Raw genomic sequence first — 17,031 nt, forward strand, 5'->3', positions numbered from 1 at the left:
TTCAACGTTGCGGGTCAAACCGCAACGTTGACAAATCTGCGAAGCCTTACCATAGTTCACTTCACGCAAACGTTTGCGCGGCGTTCCGTGCATTGATTTGCTCACAATAATCATAAGATCGGAGTGAACCCATGAAGTTGCCATTCGCTGGACGCCTTCTCGCTGTTGCCATGCTCGCGGCCGCATCCGCTGCGCTGCCTATCTCCTCGGCATTCGCCCAGACCGCAGAAAAGCCCAAGGTTGCCCTGGTTATGAAATCCCTGGCCAACGAATTCTTCCTGACCATGGAAGACGGCGCCAAGGCTTATCAGAAGGAACACTCCGCCGATTTCGACCTGATCTCCAACGGGATCAAGGATGAAACCGACACCGCCAACCAGATCCGCATCGTCGAGCAGATGATCGTGTCCAAGGTCGATGCCCTGATCATCGCGCCAGCGGACTCCAAGGCCATGGTGCCGGTGATCAAGAAAGCCGTGGATGCCGGCATCACGGTCATCAACATCGATAACCAACTCGATCCGGCCGTGGTCAAGAGCAAGAACATCAACGTACCGTTCGTAGGCCCTGACAACCGCAAGGGCGCGCGGCTGGTGGGCGAGTACCTGGCCAAGCAACTCAAGGCCGGTGACGAAGTCGGCATCATCGAAGGTGTCTCCACCACCACCAACGCCCAGGCACGCACCGCGGGCTTTAAGGATGCGATGGAGGCGGCGCAGGTCAAGGTCGTGTCCCTGCAATCCGGCGACTGGGAAATCAACAAAGGCAACCAGGTTGCCGCGTCGATGCTCAGCGAATACCCGAACATCAAGGCACTGCTGGCCGGCAACGACAGCATGGCGGTCGGTGCCGTATCGGCCGTGCGCGCGGCGGGCAAGGCCGGCAAAGTGCAAGTGGTCGGCTACGACAACATCAACGCCATCAAGCCAATGCTCAAGGACGGTCGTGTCCTGGCGACTGCCGACCAGTTCGCCGCCAAGCAGGCCGTGTTTGGCATCGAAACAGCGCTGAAGATGCTCAAGGGCGAAAAAGTCGACAGCGGTACCAACGGCGTTATCGAAACTCCGGTCGAGCTGGTGACCAAGCCGTAATCCTGGCGCCACAACGGTGCTCGCCCATCCGGGCGAGCGCATTGGAGAGTTTGTTATGTCCGTTCGCGACCCGAACGCTGTCCTGTGCGTCAGCGGTATCGGCAAGACCTATGCCCAGCCGGTACTGACCGATATCAACCTGACGTTGATGCGCGGTGAAGTGCTGGCCCTGACCGGTGAAAATGGCGCCGGCAAAAGCACCCTGTCCAAGATCATCGGCGGGCTGGTGACGCCGACGACCGGGCAGATGCAGTTTCAGGGGCAGGATTATCGTCCTGGCAGCCGGACCCAGGCTGAAGAGCTGGGTGTGCGCATGGTGATGCAGGAACTCAACCTGCTGCCGACCCTGTCCGTGGCTGAAAACCTGTTCCTCGACAACCTGCCCAGCCACGGCGGCTGGATCAGTCGCAAGCAATTGCGCAAGGCGGCCATCGAGGCCATGGCCCAGGTGGGGCTCGATGCGATCGATCCCGACACGCTGGTCGGCGAGCTGGGGATCGGTCACCAGCAGATGGTCGAGATCGCCCGCAACCTGATTGGCGATTGCCATGTGCTGATTCTCGATGAGCCGACCGCCATGCTGACGGCCCGCGAAGTCGAAATGCTCTTTGAGCAGATCACCCGCTTGCAGGCGCGTGGCGTGGCGATCATCTACATTTCCCATCGTCTCGAAGAACTGGCGCGGGTCGCCCAGCGCATTGCGGTACTGCGCGATGGCAACCTGGTCTGCGTCGAGCCGATGGCCAACTACGACAGCGAGCAACTGGTGACCCTGATGGTCGGCCGGGAGCTGGGCGAGCATATCGACCTTGGCCCTCGCCAGATCGGCGCGCCGGCGTTGACCGTTAAAGGCCTGACCCGTTCCGACAAGGTCCGCGACGTGTCCTTCGAAGTCCGCAGTGGCGAGATCTTCGGCATCTCTGGCCTGATCGGGGCAGGGCGCACCGAACTGTTGCGGCTGATCTTCGGTGCCGATCCGGCCGACAGCGGCACGGTGGCGCTGGGTTCGCCGGCCCGGGTGGTGAGCATTCGCTCGCCGTCCGATGCGGTGGCCCATGGCATCGCGTTGATCACCGAAGACCGCAAGGGCGAAGGCTTGCTGCTGACGCAGTCCATCGCCGCCAACATTGCCCTGGGTAACATGCCGGAGATTTCCAGTGCCGGTCTGGTCAACGGCAGCGCCGAACTGGCCTTGGCGCAGCGCCAGGTCGATGCCATGCGCATCCGCAGTTCCAGCCCGACCCAGTTGGTGTCCGAGCTGTCGGGCGGCAACCAGCAGAAGGTCGTGATCGGTCGTTGGCTTGAACGCGATTGCGCGGTCATGCTGTTCGACGAGCCGACCCGTGGCATCGACGTCGGCGCCAAATTCGACATTTATGCGCTGCTCGGCGAGCTGACTCGCCAGGGCAAGGCGCTGGTCGTGGTGTCCAGTGACCTGCGGGAACTGATGTTGATCTGCGACCGAATCGGCGTGCTGTCCGCCGGGCGCCTGATCGACACCTTCGAGCGCGACAGCTGGACCCAGGATGACTTGCTTGCCGCCGCATTCGCCGGCTACCAGAAACGTGATGCGTTGCTCAACGAAGCAGCGCCTAGGGATTTTTCATGAAAACCGCATCTGCCGTCGGCAAATCGAGTGGCAACTTCTATGGCCTCGGGACCTACCTGGGCCTGGCCGGCGCACTGCTGGCCATGGTCGCGCTGTTCTCAACCCTGAGCAGCCATTTCCTGTCCTATGACACGTTCAGCACCTTGGCCAACCAGATTCCCGACCTGATGGTGCTGGCGGTCGGCATGACGTTCATCCTGATCATCGGCGGCATCGACCTGTCGGTGGGCTCGGTGCTGGCACTGGCGGCCTCGACGGTCAGCGTGGCCGTGCTCGGCTGGGGCTGGAGCGTCTGGCCGTCGGCCTTGCTCGGCATGGCCGTGGCGGCGCTGGCGGGTACGGTCACCGGTTCGATCACCGTTGCGTGGCGGATTCCATCGTTCATCGTCTCCCTCGGCGTGCTGGAAATGGCCCGGGGCCTGGCGTACCAGATGACCGGTTCCCGGACCGCCTACATCGGCGACTCGTTCGCCTGGCTTTCCAACCCCATCGCCTTTGGTATCTCGCCTTCGTTCATCATCGCCTTGCTGGTGATCTTCATTGCCCAGGCGGTGCTGACCCGCACAGTGTTCGGTCGCTACCTGATCGGCATCGGCACCAATGAAGAAGCCGTGCGCCTGGCCGGCATCAATCCAAAGCCCTACAAGATCCTGGTGTTCAGCCTGATGGGCTTGCTGGCCGGCGTGGCGGCGTTGTTCCAGATTTCCCGCCTGGAAGCCGCGGACCCGAACGCCGGCTCAGGGCTGGAGCTGCAGGTGATCGCTGCGGTGGTCATCGGCGGTACCAGCCTGATGGGTGGGCGAGGCTCGGTCATCAGTACCTTCTTTGGCGTGTTGATCATCTCCGTGCTGGCGGCGGGTCTGGCGCAGATCGGCGCTACCGAGCCGACCAAGCGCATCATCACCGGTGCGGTGATCGTGGTGGCGGTCGTGCTCGATACCTATCGCAGTCAGCGCGCCAGTCGGCGGGGTTGAACCATGGCGACGATCAAGGATGTAGCAGCGCTCGCGGGGATTTCCTACACCACCGTGTCCCACGTGGTGAACAAGACGCGGCCGGTCAGCGAAGAAGTGCGGCTCAAGGTCGAGGCGGCCATCGAGCGCCTGGACTATGTGCCCAGCGCCGTGGCCCGGTCGCTCAAGGCCAAGACCACGGCGACCATCGGCCTGCTGGTGCCCAACAGCCTCAACCCTTACTTTGCCGAGTTGGCCCGGGGCATCGAGGATTACTGTGAGCGCAACGGCTATTGCGTGATCCTGTGCAACTCCGACGACAACCCGGACAAGCAACGCAGCTACCTGCGGGTGCTGCTGGAAAAACGCATCGATGGCCTGATCTTCGCGTCCGCCGGAGGCGATGTCGGCCTGGCCGAGGGCCTGGCCAGCGTGCGCACGCCCATGGTGATCGTCGACCGCGGGCTCGAGGGCGTCGACGCGGACCTGGTGCGCATCGATCATGAATACGGCGCCTACCTGGCGACCCGGCACCTGCTGGAGTTGGGTCACCACGACATCGCCTTCATCGGCGGCCCGGCCGATACCAGCGTGGCGCAGATGCGCCTGGCCGGTTACTGCCGGGCGCTGAAAGAGGCCGGGATCGAGCTGCCCGTCGAGCGCATGCTCGAGAGCGATTTCACCAGTACCGGCGGTTACCGCGCCGCTGCGCAACTGCTTGAACAGCTGCCGCCCAGCGCGATCTTCGCGGCCAACGACATGATCGGCATCGGTGTGCTGCGCGCCGCGGCTGAACGCAATGTGCGCGTGCCCAGCGAACTGTCGGTCATCGGTTTCGATGACATCCAGATGAGCCGCTATGTCTACCCGGCGTTGACCACGGTGGGGCAGTCGATCCTGCAGCTCGGGGAGATGGCGGCCGAAGTGCTGCTGCTGCGTATCGCTACGCCGGGCCTTGCCACCGACCAGCGGATCGTGACGCCGAGTATTGTCTTGCGAGAGTCGACTGCACCGCTGTCCGGTACATTCGCCCAATACCGCTGAACCGAATTGATGAGTAGTGATGTATGCCAGCAAAAGTAGTGGTGATAGGCAGTCTGAACATGGATCTGGTGACCCGGGCGCCGCGCTTGCCCCGTGGCGGTGAAACACTGATCGGCGAGTCGTTCGCCACCATTCCGGGTGGCAAGGGCGCCAACCAGGCGGTAGCCGCCGCGCGCCTGGGGGCGCAGGTGTCGATGGTCGGCTGCGTGGGCGACGATGCCTATGGCGAGCAATTGCGCGGCGCATTGCTGGCCGAGGGCATCGACTGCCAGGCGGTCCGCGTGGAGGAGGGCTCCAGTGGCGTGGCGCTGATTGTCGTCGACGACAACAGCCAGAATGCGATCGTTATCGTCGCCGGTGCCAACGGTGCGCTCACCGCCGAGGTCCTGGACGGTGTCGATGACGTGCTGCAAAGCGCCGATGTCATCATCTGCCAGCTCGAAGTGCCGGATGCCACCGTCGGCCATGCCCTCAAGCGCGGGCGGGCGTTGGGCAAAATCGTCATCCTCAACCCAGCGCCGGCTTCCCATGCGTTGCCCGCCGACTGGTATGCCTGCATCGACTACTTGATTCCCAATGAAAGCGAAGCAGCGGTGCTGAGCGGGCTGGCGGTGGATTCCCTGGAAACCGCGGAGGCCGCCGCCGCGCACTTGATCGCCGCCGGTGCCGGCAAGGTGATCGTCACCCTGGGGGCCCAGGGGCTGATGTTCGCCAACGGCGCCAGCTTCGAGCATTTCCCGGCCCCGCGGGTCAAGGCCGTGGATACCACGGCCGCCGGGGATACCTTTGTCGGCGGCTTCGCGGCAGCCTTGGCCAGCGGCAAAAGCGAGGTCGATGCGATTCGTTTCGGCCAGGTCGCTGCCGCGCTGTCGGTCACCCGCGCCGGCGCGCAACCTTCAATCCCCACGTTGCTGGAAGTACAGGCTTTCAAATCATGAAAAAGACGCCGTTATTGAATGTGGCACTGTCCCGACTGATCGCTTCCCTCGGCCATGGCGACAAGGTGGTCATCGGGGATGCCGGCCTGCCCGTGCCGCCCCAGGTCGAATTGATCGACCTGGCCCTGACCCATGGCATTCCTGACTTCGTCAGCACCTTGAAGGTGGTGCTCAGCGAAATGCAGGTGGAAAGCCATGTCCTGGCCGAGGAAATCCTCGACAAACAGCCGTTGGCCCTGGCAACCCTGGAGACGCTGAATGCCGAGGGGGCGTTGGGTGAGCGGGCGTTGGTCAGCCATGAGCAATTCAAGGTCATCAGCCGACAGGCACGGGCGATCATTCGCACAGGCGAATGCTCGCCGTACTGCAATATCGTGCTGGTCGCTGGAGTGACGTTCTAACCCTGTTCAACCCTGCACAAGGAGTGCGCCATGCACCGCTATGCTGAGAAAATGCATCAACTGATCCGGAGTCTGCTGCTTTTGTCATTGATCACTGCAACGAGCGCCCAGGCGGCGGAAAAGATCGACCTGATCATCGACACCGACCCAGGCGCCGACGACGTGGTGGCGCTGCTGTTCGCCCTGGCGTCGCCCGAGGAACTGCATATTCGTGCGCTGACCACCGTCGCCGGCAACGTGCGCCTGGACAAGACCTCGCGCAACGCTCGCCTGGCCCGTGAATGGGCAGGGCGCGAAGACGTGCCGGTCTACGCCGGTGCGCCGAAACCCTTGATGCGCACGCCCATCTACGCAGAAAACATCCATGGCAAGGAAGGCCTGTCGGGTGTCACGGTGCATGAGCCGAAGAAGGGGCTCGCCGAAGGCAATGCCGTCAACTACCTGATCGACACGCTGAAGGCGGCCAAGCCCCACAGCATCACCATTGCCATGCTCGGGCCGCAGACCAACCTGGCGCTGGCGTTGGTCCAGGAACCGGACATTGTCCAGGGCATCAAGGAAGTGGTGATCATGGGCGGTGCGCACTTCAACGGCGGCAATATCACCCCGGTGGCCGAGTTCAATCTGTTCGCCGATCCGCAGGCGGCCGAGGTGGTGGCCAAGAGCGGCGTGAAGCTGACCTACCTGCCGTTGGACGTGACCCACAAGATTCTCACCAGCGAGGCGCGCCTGAAGCAGATCGCGGCGCTGAACAACAATGCCAGCAAGCTGGTGGGCGATATCCTCAACGAATACGTCAAGGGCGACATGGAGCACTACGGCATGACGGGCGGGCCGGTGCATGACGCGACCGTGATTGCCTACCTGCTCAAGCCGCAATTGTTCACTGGTCGTTCAGTCAATGTCGTGGTGGACAGTCGCGAGGGCCCGACGTTCGGGCAGACCATCGTCGACTGGTACGATGGCCTGAAAGCGCCGAAGAACGCGTTCTGGGTGGAAAACGGCGATGCCCAGGGGTTCTTTGACTTGCTGACCGAGCGCCTGGCGCGCCTGAAGTAATCTGCCTGGCATAGCGCCCCCAGGCTGGACCTGCGGGCGCGTGCCTCAATCCACGGCGTCGACGATGCTCGGGTAGCGCTCGAATGTCTGCTGGATGAAGTTGCGGGCGACTTCTATCCCCAACTCTTTCACCAACAACTCTATGCAGATGATTGCCAGTTCCTCCGGGCTTCCGGGGCTATAGGAGCTGTGGCCCTCCGACCATTTGGCATTGATGGTGGCTTCGATACTGACGGTGCTCATGGTCGGGCTCGCGAGTTGGAGGTCTGTAGGCTGAGTTAAACATTTTTGCCCGGGATTTGGCACTGCGACTTAGGCATTGGGGGAGGGCTGTGCGACACTTGTTCCTTTATTTTTCAAAGGAGCTTCGCCGTGCAGATAGATTTGAACGCTCCTGATGGCCTGACCGTCGAGGCGGTTCGTCAATTGCTGGCCTCGGCCAGTGACGACGAGCATACCCAGCTGCGCGTGACCAAGGACGGCATCGCCTATTTGTCCTCGGGTGTGGTCGGTGGCGTTGACATCGAGGGTTTGCGGTTTCGGCTCGAAACTTGGGCGAAGGGTTCGGGGTACGTCGGTCGGGTCGCTGCCAGCGACGAGGTCTGGGTCATGCAGATCTACAACGCGCTGAAGGACAACTGGCCCAATCCGCCCTTCGATTACATTGATGTTTATTGAGCCGCGTTCATATCCAGTCACGATTCAGGCCTGAACAGCGGGAACGGGCTCAGGCAAACTGCCAGCTTTCCCCAGGCTGATGCCTGCGGTGTTGAAACCAAGCGCCGTTTGGGCTGTCGCACGTTCTCTGTTTATTCATCGAAAAAAGGAGGCTTCATGCCTTGGAAGCTCGCGTCATTGAGTACTTTGCTGGCCGCCATGTTCTTGAGCGGTTGCAGCAGCACCTCTGAATCGACCCCCGAACCTGTGGCGGCCGAGACCGGTCACAGCCGCTGCGAAGCAAAGGCCGCCGAGTTCGCCATTGGCAAGAAGGCCTCGCCACAGTTGCTGGAGCAGGCCCGTACCCGTGCCGGCGCGCAGAATGCCCGGATCCTCAAGCCCAACGACATGGTCACGCTCGAGTACCGCTCCGATCGCCTGAACCTCAATACCGATGCCAACCTGGTGATCAACCGGGTGAACTGTGGCTGATTGATGGTTTTCAATCGCCCATAAAAAACCCCGTCACATGGACGGGGTTTTTTTGTGCGCCGAGAAATTACTCTGGGCGAACCTGTGCAGCTTGCATACCCTTTTGGCCTTTCTCAGCCACGAAGGAAACGGTCTGGCCTTCTTTCAGGCTTTTGAAACCGTCGCTTTCGATAGCTTTGAAGTGTACGAACAGGTCGTCACCGCCACCTTGAGGAGTGATGAAGCCGAAGCCTTTTTCATCGTTGAACCATTTAACGGTGCCGGTTTGGCGATTAGACATGGTGTATCTCCAAGAAACATATATTTTCAGTGTACTGTGCTGCTCAGGCCAACTGGGCACACCCGGGTATCATAGTCGAAATGTTCGATTTGGGAGCCCCCCGCAGGCGTTGTTTGCCAATCAGTCGTGTTTACTTTATCGCCTTTACCCGCTGAAAGGCCCGGTTTTAAAGGCTTTGAGCCGAAAGTAAAGACGATAAAAAAAGCTGTAAAACCTGAATAAATCGTCCCAAAAAGCCTGAAATCAATGTTTTTAAGCCTTGTGGCGTCTATCTGGAAGACCTGTTTCCTTACTTTTTCGGCTTGTCAGTGGCCTTGCATTTTGCAATCTGGCCCAGTGCTTTTTGTTGAAGCTCCGGGGTGGCCTTGTTGTCCATCAGCGCCTGGATGTCCGAGGCCGGGTAGGACTTGATGGCGTCGGCGCCACAGGCGCAGTGGGATTTCGCCGCCGCCGCGCCAATCTGCGGGGTAGCGGCCTGGGTGCACTGGGCCATGTATTTATCCCGCTCGCCCTTCGGCCAGTCGGCGTGGGCACTCAACGGCAGCAGCAGAACAATGGGGGCGACTACGGCGAACAGGGTATTGAGACGCATGCGGGGATGCTCCTTGTGGGTCGATGTTCTGTGATTCGAGGGCGCTAGGGCCGATCAAGTTCAGCACTCTGGCATAAAAGCAGACGATTTGCCTTCCTGCGACAGCCTTGTGCATCGACGACCGTTCATCTGTGCTAGCATGCCGGGCTCGGCTATTTCCAGGCTGCGGATGCTCGTTCGTCCCGGTGGCAAAGAGTCCGAATAACCCTGATTTGAATCCCAGTCACTCTGGTTCGGTTTTCCCGGTTGGCCGCAAGGCTCCTGCCGCTGTAAGGCAGGCGTTCGTCATTGAATGGCCTGGACTGGATCTTGTACTGGCTCATCCCAACCCACGTGACCTTTGGTAGGGGTCACCACTAGGAGAGGAGGCGCCATGCCAACTATTACTCTTCCCGACGGCAGTCAACGTTCATTCGATCACCCGGTTTCCGTAGCCGAGGTCGCCGCATCCATCGGCGCGGGCCTGGCCAAGGCCACCCTGGCCGGCAAGGTCAACGGCAAACTGGTCGACGCCAGTGACGTCATCGACAGCGACGCCACGCTGCAAATCATCACGCCCAAGGATGAAGAGGGGCTGGAGATCATTCGCCACTCCTGCGCGCACTTGGTTGGCCACGCGGTCAAGCAACTGTACCCGAGCGCGAAGATGGTCATCGGGCCGGTCATCGACGAAGGCTTCTATTACGACATCGCCTTCGAGCGTCCTTTCACGCCGGACGACATGGCCGCCATCGAACAGCGCATGCAGCAGCTGATCGAGAAAGATTACGACGTCATCAAGAAAGTCACCCCGCGCGCTGAAGTCATCGAAGTCTTCAAGGCCCGTGGCGAGGACTACAAGCTGCGTCTGGTGGAAGACATGCCGGACGAGCAGGCCATGGGCCTGTACTACCACGAAGAATACGTCGACATGTGCCGCGGTCCGCACGTGCCGAACACGCGTTTCCTCAAATCCTTCAAGCTGACCAAGCTGTCCGGCGCCTACTGGCGTGGCGATGCGAAGAACGAGCAGTTGCAGCGCGTCTACGGCACTGCCTGGGCGGACAAGAAGCAACTGGCGGCCTACATCCAGCGCATCGAAGAAGCCGAAAAGCGCGATCACCGCAAGATCGGCAAGCGCCTGGGCCTGTTCCATACCCAGGAAGAGTCCCCGGGCATGGTGTTCTGGCACCCGAACGGCTGGACCCTGTACCAGGTGCTCGAGCAGTACATGCGCCAGGTCCAGCGTGAGAACGGCTACCTGGAGATCAAGACGCCACAAGTGGTCGACCGCAGCCTGTGGGAGAAATCCGGGCACTGGGCCAACTACGCCGACAACATGTTCACCACTCAGTCGGAAAACCGCGACTACGCCATCAAGCCGATGAATTGCCCGTGCCACGTGCAGGTGTTCAACCAGGGCCTGAAAAGCTACCGCGAGCTGCCGATGCGCCTGGCCGAGTTCGGTGCCTGCCACCGCAACGAGCCGTCGGGTGCGCTGCACGGCATCATGCGCGTGCGTGCGTTTACCCAGGACGATGCGCACATCTTCTGCACCGAAGAGCAGATGCAGGCCGAATCCGCCGCTTTCATCAAGCTGACCATGGACGTCTACCGGGACTTCGGCTTCACCGAGGTCGAGATGAAGCTGTCCACTCGTCCGGAAAAACGCGTCGGCTCCGACGAGCTGTGGGATCGCGCCGAGGCGGCCCTGGCCGCCGCCCTCGATAGCGCGGGCCTTGCGTATGACCTGCAGCCGGGCGAGGGGGCCTTCTACGGTCCGAAGATCGAGTTCTCGCTGAAAGATTGCCTCGGTCGCGTCTGGCAGTGTGGTACCCTGCAGCTCGATTTTAACCTGCCGATCCGTCTGGGCGCCGAATACGTGTCCGAAGACAACAGCCGCAAGCACCCGGTCATGCTTCACCGCGCGATCCTCGGTTCGTTCGAGCGTTTCGTCGGGATTCTGATCGAACACTACGAGGGTGCGTTCCCTGCGTGGCTGGCACCGACCCAGGCAGTGATCATGAATATCACTGATAAACAGGCAGATTTTGCCGCTGAAGTCGAAAAAACTCTCAACCAAAGCGGATTTCGTGCCAAGTCCGACTTGAGAAATGAAAAGATCGGCTTTAAAATCCGCGAGCATACTTTGCTCAAGGTTCCCTTTCTCTTGGTTATTGGAGATCGGGAGGTCGAGATGCAGACTGTCGCTGTGCGTACTCGTGAAGGTGCTGACCTGGGCTCGATGCCCGTCGCCGAATTCGCTGAGTTCCTCGCGCAAGCGGTTTCCCGGCGTGGTCGCCCAGATTTGGAGTAATTATTATTAAGCGTGAAATGAGACAAGATAAACGAGCTGCACCGAAAGCCCCGATCAACGAGAATATCTCGGCACGCGAGGTTCGGTTAATTGGCGCTGACGGCGAGCAGATTGGCATCGTCTCGATTGATGAAGCGCTTCGTATTGCTGAAGAAGCAAAGCTTGATCTGGTAGAAATTTCCGCGGACGCAGTCCCACCGGTTTGCCGGGTGATGGACTACGGCAAGTCGATCTTCGAGAAGAAGAAGCAGATTGCCGCGGCGAAGAAAAACCAGAAGCAGATTCAGGTAAAAGAAATCAAGTTTCGTCCAGGGACGGAGGAAGGGGATTACCAGGTAAAACTGCGCAACCTGGTACGTTTCCTGAGTGATGGGGACAGGGCCAAGGTATCCTTGCGATTCCGCGGCCGTGAGATGGCCCACCAGGAGCTGGGGATGGAACTCCTCAAGCGGGTTGAACAAGACCTGCTCGAGTACGGTTCGGTCGAACAGCATCCTAAGATGGAAGGACGCCAGCTGATCATGGTCATCGCCCCGAAAAAGAAGAAGTAATCACCAGGGCACGGCAGGCCTTGCGATTATGTTTATCAACTGAATGCGGAGTATCCGAACATGCCAAAGATGAAAACCAAAAGTGGTGCTGCTAAGCGGTTTCTGAAAACTGCTAACGGTATCAAGCACAAGCACGCTTTCAAGAGCCACATCCTGACCAAAATGTCGACCAAGCGTAAGCGTCAACTGCGCGGTAGCAGCTTGCTGCATCCGTCTGACGTGGCAAAAGTCGAGCGCATGCTGCGCCTTCGTTAATTTTTGGATCAAGAATAGAGGAAGTAACTCATGGCTCGTGTAAAGCGTGGCGTCATTGCCCGTAAGCGTCACAAAAAAATTCTGAAACTTGCTAAAGGCTACTACGGCGCGCGCTCCCGCGTATTCCGTGTTGCCAAGCAAGCGGTAATCAAGGCAGGCCAATACGCCTACCGTGACCGTCGTCAGAAAAAACGTCAGTTCCGCGCTCTGTGGATCGCTCGTATCAACGCTGGTGCTCGTGTTAACGGTCTGTCCTACAGCCGTTTCATCGCTGGCCTGAAAAAAGCGTCCATCGAGATCGACCGTAAGGTTCTGGCTGATCTGGCAGTGAACGAAAAAGCGGCGTTTGCTGCGATTGTCGAGAAAGCTAAAGCCACCTTGGCTTAAGTACCCCCGGCAGTCACCCGGGCCCACCTCTGTGGGCCCAGGTGCCAAACGTCATAAATAGGGGAAGAGCCTTAAAGCTCTTCCCCTATTTTGTATCTGGAGTCTGTACATGGAAAACCTGGACGCGCTGGTCGCTCAAGCACTAGAGGCTGTGCAAAGCGCTGAAGATATCAATGCCCTGGAGCAAATCCGGGTTCACTACCTTGGCAAGAAGGGCGAGTTGACTCAGGTGATGAAGACCCTGGGGAACCTGCCAGCCGAAGAGCGTCCGCAGGTCGGTGCGCTGATCAACGTTGCCAAGGAGCGTGTCACAGAAGTCCTCAATGCGCGCAAGGCGTTGTTCGAGGAGGCGGATCTGGCTGCCAAGCTCGCCGCCGAGTCCATCGACGTGACCCTGCCTGGCCGTGGCCAGACTTCCGGTGGCTTGCATCCGGTGACCCGGACCCTGGAACGCATCGAGCAGTTCTTCACCCACATCGGCTACGGCATTGCCGAAGGCCCTGAGGTCGAAGACGACTACCACAACTTCGAGGCACTCAACATCCCAGGCCATCACCCGGCCCGGTCGATGCATGACACCTTCTATTTCAATGCGAACATGCTGTTGCGCACCCATACCTCGCCGGTACAGGTCCGCACCATGGAATCGCAGCAGCCGCCGATCCGCATCGTCTGCCCAGGCCGTGTGTACCGCAGCGACTCCGATATCACCCACTCGCCGATGTTCCACCAGGTCGAAGGCCTGCTGGTTGATCGCGACATCAATTTCGCCGACCTGAAAGGCACGATCGAAGAGTTCCTGCGGGTGTTCTTCGAAAAAGAACTGGCGGTGCGTTTCCGCCCTTCGTACTTCCCGTTCACCGAGCCCTCCGCTGAAGTCGACATGGAATGCGTGATGTGCAGCGGCAAAGGCTGCCGCGTCTGCAAGCAGACTGGCTGGCTGGAAGTCATGGGCTGCGGCATGGTTCACCCGAACGTGCTGCGTATGTCCGGGATCGATCCGGAAGAATTCTCGGGCTTTGCTTTCGGCATGGGCGTCGAGCGCCTGGCCATGCTGCGTTACGGTGTGAATGACTTGCGCCTGTTCTTCGACAACGACTTGCGGTTCCTTGCGCAATTTCGCTAGGTCGTGGTAACGAATTTATTAGGAGAACAGGATGAAATTCAGTGAACAATGGCTGCGCGGCTGGGTAAGCCCGCAGGTAAGTCGAGACGAGCTGGTTGCTCGCCTGTCGATGGCCGGTCTTGAGGTCGATAGCGTGACGCCGGCCGCCGGCGAATTCAGTGGCGTGGTGGTGGGCGAGGTGTTGAGCACCGAGCAACACCCGGACGCTGACAAATTGCGGGTTTGCCAGGTCAGCAATGGCGCGGAGACTTTCCAGGTGGTCTGCGGCGCACCTAACGTGCGCCCAGGCCTGAAGATCCCGTTCGCCATGATCGGTGCCGAGCTGCCGGGCGACTTCAAGATCAAGAAAGCCAAGCTGCGTGGCGTCGAGTCCAACGGCATGCTGTGTTCCCAGGCCGAACTGCAGATCGGCGAAGGCAACGATGGCCTGATGGAACTGCCGGTTGATGCGCCGGTGGGACAGGACATCCGTGAGTACCTGGGCCTGGACGATGCGAGCATCGAGGTCGACCTGACGCCGAACCGTGGCGACTGCCTGTCCCTGGCCGGTCTGGCCCGCGAAGTCGGCGCGCTGTATGCCGCCCCCGTGACGCGTCCGGTGGTCGCGGCCGTGCCGGCGGTGCATGACGAAGTGCGTTCGATTGAGGTCCTGGCGCCGGCGGCATGCCCGCGTTACCTGGGCCGTGTGATCCGTAACGTCGACCTGTCCAAGCCAACACCGCTGTGGATGGTCGAGCGCCTGCGTCGCGCTGACGTGCGCAGCATCGACGCCGCCGTCGACATCACCAACTATGTGATGCTGGAGCTGGGTCAGCCGCTGCATGCGTTCGATCTCGCCGAAATCAACGGCGGCATCCGCGTGCGCATGGCTGAAGAGGGTGAAAAGCTGGTGCTGCTCGACGGCCAGGAAGTGACCCTGCGCAGCGACACCCTGGTGATTGCTGACCATACCCGCGCCTTGGCGATTGCTGGCGTAATGGGCGGCGAACACAGTGGTGTATCCGCCACGACCCGCGATGTATTCCTGGAAAGCGCGTTCTTCGACCAGATCGCCGTCGCTGGCAAGGCGCGTTCCTATGGCCTGCACACCGACGCCTCGCATCGCTACGAGCGTGGTGTGGACTGGCAACTGGCCCGTGAAGCCATGGAGCGCGCCACCGGCCTGCTGCTGGAGATCACCGGTGGCGAAGCCGGCCCGATCATCGAGACCGTCAGCGAACAGCACCTGCCGAAGATTGCACCGGTCACCCTGCGTGCCCAGCGCATCACCCAGATGCTGGGCATGGAAATGGCCCCGGCCGAAGTCGAACGCCTGCTCAGCGCCCTCGGCCTGAACATCAGCGCCGATGGGGCAGGGCAGTGGCGCGTCGAAGTGCCAAGCCATCGCTTCGATATCAGCCTGGAAGTCGACCTGATCGAAGAACTGGCTCGCCTGTATGGCTATAACCGTCTGCCGGTTCGCTACCCGCAAGCGCGCCTGGCCCCGCAAGCCAAGGCCGAAGCCCGCAGCGATCTGCCGGAACTGCGTCGCCTGCTGGTGGCCCGTGGTTATCAGGAAGCGATCACCTACAGCTTCATCGATCCACGCCAGTTCGAGCTGTTCAGCCCCGGTGTCGAGCCGCTGTTGCTGGCCAACCCGATCTCCAACGACATGGCGGCCATGCGCTCGTCCCTATGGCCTGGTTTGGTCAAGTCGCTGCAGCACAACCTCAACCGCCAGCAGGATCGCGTGCGTCTGTTCGAAAGCGGCCTGCGCTTCGTCGGTCAACTGGACGGCTTGAAGCAAGAGCCGATGCTGGCCGGTGTCGTCTGCGGCAGTCGCTTGCCGGAAGGCTGGGCGCAAGGTCGCGATGTCGTCGATTTCTTCGACGTCAAGGCTGACGTGGAAGCGGTGCTGGGCTTCGCCGGCGCGCTCGACGCATTCACTTTCGTACCAGGCAAGCACCCGGCGCTGCATCCGGGGCAGACCGCACGCATCGAGCGAGACGGGCGTGAAGTCGGCTATGTCGGCGCCATCCACCCGGAACTGTCGAAAACCCTGGGCCTCGATCGTCCAGTCTTCGTTTTCGAGCTGGTGCTGGCCGAAGTGGCCCAAGGGAAAATGCCGAAATTCCAAGAGTTATCGCGCTTTCCTGAAGTGCGTCGTGACCTTGCGTTGCTGGCCGATCGTGACGTTGCATCCAGCGCCGTGCTGGAGGTAATCCGTGAAAATGCAGGCGAATGGCTGACGGACCTCAGGCTATTTGACGTGTATCAGGGTAAAGGCATTGATCCGCATAGAAAAAGCCTTGCAGTTGGCTTGACCTGGCAGCATCCATCGCGCACTCTTAATGACGATGAGGTGAATACCGCAACGCAGAATATCCTCACCTCGCTCGAAAACAGGTTGAACGCCACGTTAAGGAAGTGACGTATGGGGGCTCTGACGAAAGCTGAGATGGCGGAACGTCTGTATGAGGAGCTGGGCCTGAATAAACGGGAGGCCAAAGAATTGGTCGAACTGTTTTTCGAAGAAATCAGGCACGCTCTGGAAGACAACGAACAGGTCAAGTTGTCCGGTTTCGGCAATTTCGACCTTCGGGACAAACGCCAGCGGCCTGGCCGCAATCCGAAAACGGGAGAAGAAATCCCGATCACGGCTCGCCGTGTGGTCACCTTTCGTCCAGGGCAGAAGTTGAAGGCCCGAGTTGAGGCTTATGCTGGAACCAAGTCATAACGACGAACTACCCGTCATCCCGGGCAAACGCTACTTCACCATTGGTGAAGTCAGCGAGCTGTGTGCGGTAAAACCGCACGTGCTGCGCTATTGGGAGCAGGAGTTTCCTCAACTCAACCCGGTCAAGCGCCGCGGAAACCGCCGGTATTATCAGCGACAAGACGTGCTGATGATCCGGCAGATCCGTGCGCTGCTGTACGATCAAGGGTTCACCATCGGCGGCGCACGCCTGCGCCTCTCCGGTGATGAGGCCAAGGACGATACAACCCAGTACAAACAAATGATCCGCCAGATGATCGCCGAGCTTGAAGATGTGCTGGTGGTGCTCAAGAAATAAAATTTCTGCTTTAAATACTTCCAGTTTTCAAAAGCTTGCGATATATTCCTGAGCGTTCCGTTGAGAAGCGGAACAAGATTCACGCCTAGTCGGGGCGTAGCGCAGTCCGGTAGCGCACTAGCATGGGGTGCTAGGGGTCGAGTGTTCGAATCACTCCGTCCCGACCATATTTTTCAATGACTTAGCCCAATCTGAAAAGGTTGGGCTTTTTCATGTCTAAAAAATACCCCCGCATTGCCTGGGTGGC

General features: G+C 60.1%; 20 protein-coding genes and 1 tRNA gene. 18 read left to right on the forward strand and 3 right to left on the reverse strand.

Annotated features, from left to right (window positions below; all coding sequences use genetic code 11):
• The first annotated feature begins 131 nt into the window (after window positions 1-131).
• Genes ACZ5M5_RS11010 through ACZ5M5_RS11040 form a run of 7 tightly spaced genes read left to right on the forward strand, consistent with a single transcriptional unit; the run spans window position 132 to window position 7,095 of the window.
• Entirely contained in the window at window positions 132-1,091 is a 960-nt protein-coding gene (locus ACZ5M5_RS11010; protein WP_060738186.1) for a sugar ABC transporter substrate-binding protein, read from the forward strand.
• 55 nt (window positions 1,092-1,146) lie between these two features.
• On the forward strand, window positions 1,147-2,700 hold the full coding sequence (locus tag ACZ5M5_RS11015; protein ID WP_092199022.1) for a sugar ABC transporter ATP-binding protein: 1,554 nt from the start codon (window positions 1,147-1,149) through the stop codon (window positions 2,698-2,700).
• Window positions 2,697-3,674, forward strand: coding sequence for an ABC transporter permease (locus tag ACZ5M5_RS11020; RefSeq protein WP_060738184.1), 978 nt, complete (start codon window positions 2,697-2,699; stop codon window positions 3,672-3,674). Before ACZ5M5_RS11015 ends, ACZ5M5_RS11020 begins: the two co-directional genes overlap by 4 nt.
• Before the next feature lie 3 nt (window positions 3,675-3,677).
• Window positions 3,678-4,697, forward strand: coding sequence for a LacI family DNA-binding transcriptional regulator (locus tag ACZ5M5_RS11025; protein WP_464739015.1), 1,020 nt, complete (start codon window positions 3,678-3,680; stop codon window positions 4,695-4,697).
• Between the two features lie 23 nt (window positions 4,698-4,720).
• Window positions 4,721-5,635 carry a ribokinase gene (gene rbsK, locus ACZ5M5_RS11030; RefSeq protein ID WP_464739016.1) on the forward strand — a complete coding sequence of 305 codons (915 nt, stop codon included), beginning with the start codon at window positions 4,721-4,723 and terminating at the stop codon, window positions 5,633-5,635.
• On the forward strand, window positions 5,632-6,036 hold the full coding sequence (gene rbsD / locus ACZ5M5_RS11035; protein WP_060738181.1) for a D-ribose pyranase: 405 nt from the start codon (window positions 5,632-5,634) through the stop codon (window positions 6,034-6,036). The genes rbsK and rbsD overlap by 4 nt, the downstream gene beginning before the upstream one ends.
• Window positions 6,037-6,066: 30 nt before the next feature.
• Complete coding sequence (locus tag ACZ5M5_RS11040; RefSeq protein ID WP_072339745.1) at window positions 6,067-7,095, forward strand: nucleoside hydrolase; 1,029 nt, start codon at window positions 6,067-6,069, stop codon at window positions 7,093-7,095.
• 45 nt (window positions 7,096-7,140) lie between these two features.
• Here ACZ5M5_RS11040 and ACZ5M5_RS11045 read toward each other — a convergent pair whose 3' ends face one another.
• Window positions 7,141-7,338: a hypothetical protein gene (locus ACZ5M5_RS11045; protein WP_072405216.1), complete on the reverse strand. Its 198-nt coding sequence runs from the start codon at window positions 7,336-7,338 to the stop codon at window positions 7,141-7,143.
• Between the two features lie 129 nt (window positions 7,339-7,467).
• On the opposite strand from ACZ5M5_RS11045, the gene ACZ5M5_RS11050 reads away from it, so the two are divergent.
• Window positions 7,468-7,773, forward strand: coding sequence for a hypothetical protein (locus ACZ5M5_RS11050; protein WP_060738178.1), 306 nt, complete (start codon window positions 7,468-7,470; stop codon window positions 7,771-7,773).
• 156 nt (window positions 7,774-7,929) lie between these two features.
• On the forward strand, window positions 7,930-8,244 hold the full coding sequence (locus ACZ5M5_RS11055; protein ID WP_060738177.1) for an I78 family peptidase inhibitor: 315 nt from the start codon (window positions 7,930-7,932) through the stop codon (window positions 8,242-8,244).
• 67 nt (window positions 8,245-8,311) lie between these two features.
• Here ACZ5M5_RS11055 and ACZ5M5_RS11060 read toward each other — a convergent pair whose 3' ends face one another.
• A complete protein-coding gene (locus tag ACZ5M5_RS11060) occupies window positions 8,312-8,524 on the reverse strand; it encodes a cold-shock protein (RefSeq protein ID WP_003179963.1) in 213 nt (70 codons plus the stop codon).
• 289 nt (window positions 8,525-8,813) lie between these two features.
• Window positions 8,814-9,116 carry a hypothetical protein gene (locus ACZ5M5_RS11065; protein ID WP_103308401.1) on the reverse strand — a complete coding sequence of 101 codons (303 nt, stop codon included), beginning with the start codon at window positions 9,114-9,116 and terminating at the stop codon, window positions 8,814-8,816.
• 373 nt (window positions 9,117-9,489) lie between these two features.
• On the opposite strand from ACZ5M5_RS11065, the gene thrS reads away from it, so the two are divergent.
• The 9 genes from thrS (at window position 9,490) to ACZ5M5_RS11110 (ending at window position 16,951) form a co-directional block, all read left to right on the forward strand.
• Entirely contained in the window at window positions 9,490-11,412 is a 1,923-nt protein-coding gene (gene thrS, locus ACZ5M5_RS11070; protein WP_014337550.1) for a threonine--tRNA ligase, read from the forward strand.
• Entirely contained in the window at window positions 11,412-11,963 is a 552-nt protein-coding gene (infC, locus tag ACZ5M5_RS11075) for a translation initiation factor IF-3 (RefSeq protein ID WP_169432615.1), read from the forward strand. Before thrS ends, infC begins: the two co-directional genes overlap by 1 nt.
• A gap of 60 nt (window positions 11,964-12,023) precedes the next feature.
• The gene (gene rpmI, locus ACZ5M5_RS11080; protein WP_002553160.1) at window positions 12,024-12,218 is read left to right on the forward strand and encodes a 50S ribosomal protein L35; all 195 of its coding nucleotides are present in this window, start codon (window positions 12,024-12,026) and stop codon (window positions 12,216-12,218) included.
• A 30-nt stretch (window positions 12,219-12,248) separates the two neighbouring features.
• Entirely contained in the window at window positions 12,249-12,605 is a 357-nt protein-coding gene (gene rplT, locus ACZ5M5_RS11085) for a 50S ribosomal protein L20 (RefSeq protein ID WP_002553161.1), read from the forward strand.
• Window positions 12,606-12,714: 109 nt separating this feature from the next.
• Window positions 12,715-13,731, forward strand: a complete 1,017-nt coding sequence (gene pheS / locus ACZ5M5_RS11090) for a phenylalanine--tRNA ligase subunit alpha (RefSeq protein WP_003203624.1) — start codon at window positions 12,715-12,717, stop codon at window positions 13,729-13,731.
• A gap of 31 nt (window positions 13,732-13,762) precedes the next feature.
• Window positions 13,763-16,141, forward strand: coding sequence for a phenylalanine--tRNA ligase subunit beta (gene pheT, locus ACZ5M5_RS11095; protein ID WP_464739017.1), 2,379 nt, complete (start codon window positions 13,763-13,765; stop codon window positions 16,139-16,141).
• Window positions 16,142-16,144: 3 nt separating this feature from the next.
• On the forward strand, window positions 16,145-16,447 hold the full coding sequence (gene ihfA / locus ACZ5M5_RS11100) for an integration host factor subunit alpha (RefSeq protein ID WP_002553164.1): 303 nt from the start codon (window positions 16,145-16,147) through the stop codon (window positions 16,445-16,447).
• Entirely contained in the window at window positions 16,428-16,784 is a 357-nt protein-coding gene (locus tag ACZ5M5_RS11105) for a MerR family transcriptional regulator (RefSeq protein ID WP_003179985.1), read from the forward strand. The genes ihfA and ACZ5M5_RS11105 overlap by 20 nt, the downstream gene beginning before the upstream one ends.
• A 90-nt stretch (window positions 16,785-16,874) precedes the next feature.
• Window positions 16,875-16,951, forward strand: a tRNA-Pro gene (locus tag ACZ5M5_RS11110).
• Window positions 16,952-17,031 lie beyond the last annotated feature (80 nt).

This window comes from Pseudomonas sp. Van50, assembly GCF_055390755.1.

What these genes read in the sequence shown, in the direction of transcription:
- ACZ5M5_RS11010 (WP_060738186.1), top strand. Translation starts at nt 132, where the DNA reads ATGAAGTTGCCATTCGCTGGACGCCTTCTCGCTGTTGCCATGCTCGCG.
- ACZ5M5_RS11015 (WP_092199022.1), top strand. Translation starts at nt 1,147, where the DNA reads ATGTCCGTTCGCGACCCGAACGCTGTCCTGTGCGTCAGCGGTATCGGC.
- ACZ5M5_RS11020 (WP_060738184.1), top strand. Translation starts at nt 2,697, where the DNA reads ATGAAAACCGCATCTGCCGTCGGCAAATCGAGTGGCAACTTCTATGGC.
- ACZ5M5_RS11025 (WP_464739015.1), top strand. Translation starts at nt 3,678, where the DNA reads ATGGCGACGATCAAGGATGTAGCAGCGCTCGCGGGGATTTCCTACACC.
- rbsK (WP_464739016.1), top strand. Translation starts at nt 4,721, where the DNA reads ATGCCAGCAAAAGTAGTGGTGATAGGCAGTCTGAACATGGATCTGGTG.
- rbsD (WP_060738181.1), top strand. Translation starts at nt 5,632, where the DNA reads ATGAAAAAGACGCCGTTATTGAATGTGGCACTGTCCCGACTGATCGCT.
- ACZ5M5_RS11040 (WP_072339745.1), top strand. Translation starts at nt 6,067, where the DNA reads ATGCACCGCTATGCTGAGAAAATGCATCAACTGATCCGGAGTCTGCTG.
- ACZ5M5_RS11045 (WP_072405216.1), bottom strand. Translation starts at nt 7,338, where the DNA reads ATGAGCACCGTCAGTATCGAAGCCACCATCAATGCCAAATGGTCGGAG.
- ACZ5M5_RS11055 (WP_060738177.1), top strand. Translation starts at nt 7,930, where the DNA reads ATGCCTTGGAAGCTCGCGTCATTGAGTACTTTGCTGGCCGCCATGTTC.
- ACZ5M5_RS11060 (WP_003179963.1), bottom strand. Translation starts at nt 8,524, where the DNA reads ATGTCTAATCGCCAAACCGGCACCGTTAAATGGTTCAACGATGAAAAA.
- ACZ5M5_RS11065 (WP_103308401.1), bottom strand. Translation starts at nt 9,116, where the DNA reads ATGCGTCTCAATACCCTGTTCGCCGTAGTCGCCCCCATTGTTCTGCTG.
- thrS (WP_014337550.1), top strand. Translation starts at nt 9,490, where the DNA reads ATGCCAACTATTACTCTTCCCGACGGCAGTCAACGTTCATTCGATCAC.
- rpmI (WP_002553160.1), top strand. Translation starts at nt 12,024, where the DNA reads ATGCCAAAGATGAAAACCAAAAGTGGTGCTGCTAAGCGGTTTCTGAAA.
- rplT (WP_002553161.1), top strand. Translation starts at nt 12,249, where the DNA reads ATGGCTCGTGTAAAGCGTGGCGTCATTGCCCGTAAGCGTCACAAAAAA.
- pheS (WP_003203624.1), top strand. Translation starts at nt 12,715, where the DNA reads ATGGAAAACCTGGACGCGCTGGTCGCTCAAGCACTAGAGGCTGTGCAA.
- pheT (WP_464739017.1), top strand. Translation starts at nt 13,763, where the DNA reads ATGAAATTCAGTGAACAATGGCTGCGCGGCTGGGTAAGCCCGCAGGTA.
- ihfA (WP_002553164.1), top strand. Translation starts at nt 16,145, where the DNA reads ATGGGGGCTCTGACGAAAGCTGAGATGGCGGAACGTCTGTATGAGGAG.
- ACZ5M5_RS11105 (WP_003179985.1), top strand. Translation starts at nt 16,428, where the DNA reads ATGCTGGAACCAAGTCATAACGACGAACTACCCGTCATCCCGGGCAAA.